This window comes from uncultured Campylobacter sp., assembly GCF_938045595.1.
GTDB lineage: Bacteria > Campylobacterota > Campylobacteria > Campylobacterales > Campylobacteraceae > Campylobacter_B.
On sequence record NZ_CALIBB010000221.1, the window covers coordinates 1 to 2,965 of the forward strand.

The 2,965-nt window shown below is 42.7% G+C and carries 3 protein-coding genes; 2 read left to right on the forward strand and 1 reads right to left on the reverse strand.

The window, feature by feature from the left end; genetic code table 11:
- Window positions 1–165 precede the first annotated feature (165 nt).
- A complete protein-coding gene (locus Q0340_RS08545) occupies window positions 166–438 on the forward strand; it encodes a hypothetical protein (RefSeq protein WP_298082967.1) in 273 nt (90 codons plus the stop codon).
- A gap of 27 nt (window positions 439–465) precedes the next feature.
- Complete coding sequence (locus Q0340_RS08550; protein ID WP_298082968.1) at window positions 466–2,232, forward strand: DUF4209 domain-containing protein; 1,767 nt, start codon at window positions 466–468, stop codon at window positions 2,230–2,232.
- 234 nt (window positions 2,233–2,466) lie between these two features.
- On the opposite strand, the gene Q0340_RS08555 is transcribed toward Q0340_RS08550, so the two are convergent.
- Window positions 2,467–2,965 (reverse strand): pyrroline-5-carboxylate reductase dimerization domain-containing protein (locus Q0340_RS08555; RefSeq protein WP_298082969.1); only part of this gene is annotated, 499 nt, incomplete at its 5' end.

Sequence of the window (2,965 nt, forward strand, 5' to 3'; positions counted from 1 at the left end):
TCATCGTTTTCTCCTTATTGAAACGGCAAAATTATAGCGAAATTTTACCCGCCGCCGCGGGCTAAATTTGCAGTGTAAAGAGTTGCGAAAAGTAAGCTTAAAGCTTTTTGAGAGTAAAATTTAAACAGACCCACGTAGGCGGAAATTTAATCAAAAGGAGCGAAAATGACGAAAGATCAGTGCTGCGTCCTAAAGCATTTGACGGCGGGCGAGACGGGCGGTTTTGAGAAAACGGGCGAGATGAACGACGGCGAATTTTTGGATGCGCTTATCGCAAAAGGGCTTGTTTGGATGCTTGACTGGGCCGGCGAGGACGAGACGGGAGGGCTGGGTAAATTTATCAGCTCTAGGCTTGATGCGCTGCAAAGCGGCGTGGCTCTAGAGTGCGATAAAATTTACGCAAGGCTTGCTTTTAATGCGAAGCTTTTAGAATTTTAACTTATTAATGAGCGTGGAGGAAAAAATTTGATTGAAGAAATACGGCAAATAACGATAACCAAAGATGATTTTTTAGGTATAAACTTAGACGAAATATTAAAAGACACAAAATATTTTCATGATTACAGTTCTAAATTCGCGTACTTGTGCGAGGAAAATTTTAAAAACGGGGATTTAAAAGTAAGTAAGGTATTTTATTTATTAAGGGACGCTTGCTCTATGACCTTAAAACCTAAAAGCACAAATGAGCCGTACGAAGCCGGGTGCATCGCGGGCGATTGCAGATGGGCGATATTAGAGGATTTTACCGAGCAAGATTTGGAATTTTTAGCGAGTATTTTGGATGAAATAACCGATTGCAGACTAAAATCAAGGATAGCAGATATTTTATGGATTTTAAAAAGCCCTAAAAATATCAAATTTTTAGAGATTGCCGTAAATGAGTACTCGAAAATATCTCTAGAGCCAAAGTCGCTAAATCAATTTAAGATAGATGCGTTTGAGAGGGCTATCAGACTATCGCGACTATCCAAAATCACAAAAAATCAATACGCCGAAATACTAAATAAAATTTTAGAATGCTTTAATAAAGCGGAACCGACCGATCAATACTACTGCTTAAGGATGTCGCATTTATTGGATATCGCGGAGCTAAGCAGAAAACTGCAACCAAGCGTAGCTGAAAAATTAGAAAAACTCGCCAATACCTTTGCGAAAGAAAAAGATTTTGTGGCAGCAACCAGATATTATCAAGAGTCGCAAAAATGGTATAAGAAGCTCAAGAATGGCCCCAAAATAGCCGAAATCGCACTCAAAATAGCTAATATCTTAATAGAAAAAGCAAAAGAAAGTAGCGCTATACCGTCAAAAATAGACCTAGAGCAAGCACTAAAAGAGCTCAGAAGCATTCCTGCAAAAGATAGAAATGAGCTCGGAATCGATCAAAAAATAGACGAGATACGCAAGCTGATGGGGCAAAATAACCAAGATATTATAAGCGAAATGAGCTTGATTGCTACCGATAAGATCAATATTTCACACTATCAAAATAATGCAAAGCTAGCAGTAAAAGGCAAGCAACTATCCAAAGCGGTATTATGCCTAGCTAATATCACAGCAAATCCACTATATGAAGATATCAAAAAGTCATCCGAGAAGCTTTTAAAAAAGTCTCTTTTTTCAAATCTTATTACTCAAATTTACGTAGATGCTGACGGAAGAAAATTGTCGCAAATAACTACAAAAGATGACCGATTAAAATATGAAATGTACCAGCAATACCATATACATGTCGAGTTGGCGGTAGACGGTAGAATACTGCCCGCATTTTGGCAAATTTTAGAGGAACATAGAGTGTCTATGCGTTTCATTTATGATATTTGTAGAAACTCTAGCGTGGTTCCTGCAGACAGGGTGGATATCTGGGTACAAGGTTTATATTACGGTTTTGATAGAAACTTTTTGGTTTCAAGCCATTTGCTGATACCTCAAATAGAGCATTTGGCGAGAATTTTGCTGCAACAAGAAAAAATCCCTACGACTACTATCGATGAATACGGCGTAGAATCGGAAAAAAGCATAAACTCGCTTTTGCAAGAACCAAAAATATATGAATTGCTCGGGAGGGATTTAACGGAAGAGTTAAAATTTTTACTAACGGAGCCTATGGGACTAAACTACAGAAATAAAATATGTCACGGGCTGGTCAGCGAATCTCCAAACAGTGCCGATGTTTATATTTGGTGGCTTTGTCTTAAACTGGTGGTTAATAATTGTGTTTTGTATACAATATAGGACCAATAAATTTAGAATTTTAAGCGTAAAATTTTGAACTAAAATTCTAAATGCGATACGAGCTTACCGGCTCGCTTATCATAAGGCTCGCAAATTCTGCCGCAACCGAAGCGACGAATTTATTCGATAAAAATAAGACAAAATTTTAGCTAGAGCGCCTGCAAAGAATTCCGATGTTAGCGCGAACGCAAACGCGCTATGTTTGAAATCCGAAACCGACGAGGTGCGGCGAGGCTAGCCGCGAGCTTTGGCAATGCACGCCTCGATCGCCGCCATCACCGCTGCGCGAAACCCCGCCGCCTCCAGCGCTGCAAGTCCCTCTATCGTCGTGCCCGCAGGCGAGCAAACCGCGTCTTTGAGCTCCGATGGGCGCTTGCCGCTTTGTAGCAGACGCGCCGTGCCCTCTACTGCCGCTGCTACCGCGTCGTAGCACAGCGCCCGCGGCAGTCCGCCACGCACGCCCGCGTCCGCCGCCGCCTCGATAAAGGCGCACACATACGCAGGCAGGCTACCTGCAATCCCCGTAAATGCAGCAAAGCCAGCCTCGTCTATCTCGTAAAATTTGCCGATTTTGGCGGCTAGCGCTCGCACGATCTCCCGACTGGCCTCATCAAAATACTCGCCGTAGCACAGCGCCGTAGCCGACGCGCCGATACCCGCAGCGACGTTTGGCATCGCGCGGGCTACAAAAACGTCCGCACCTACGATATTTTGGGCGCGCTCTAGCTTGAAA

Coding starts and splice junctions, on each gene's coding strand:
- Q0340_RS08545 (WP_298082967.1), top strand. CDS start 166: ATGACGAAAGATCAGTGCTGCGTCCTAAAGCATTTGACGGCGGGCGAG.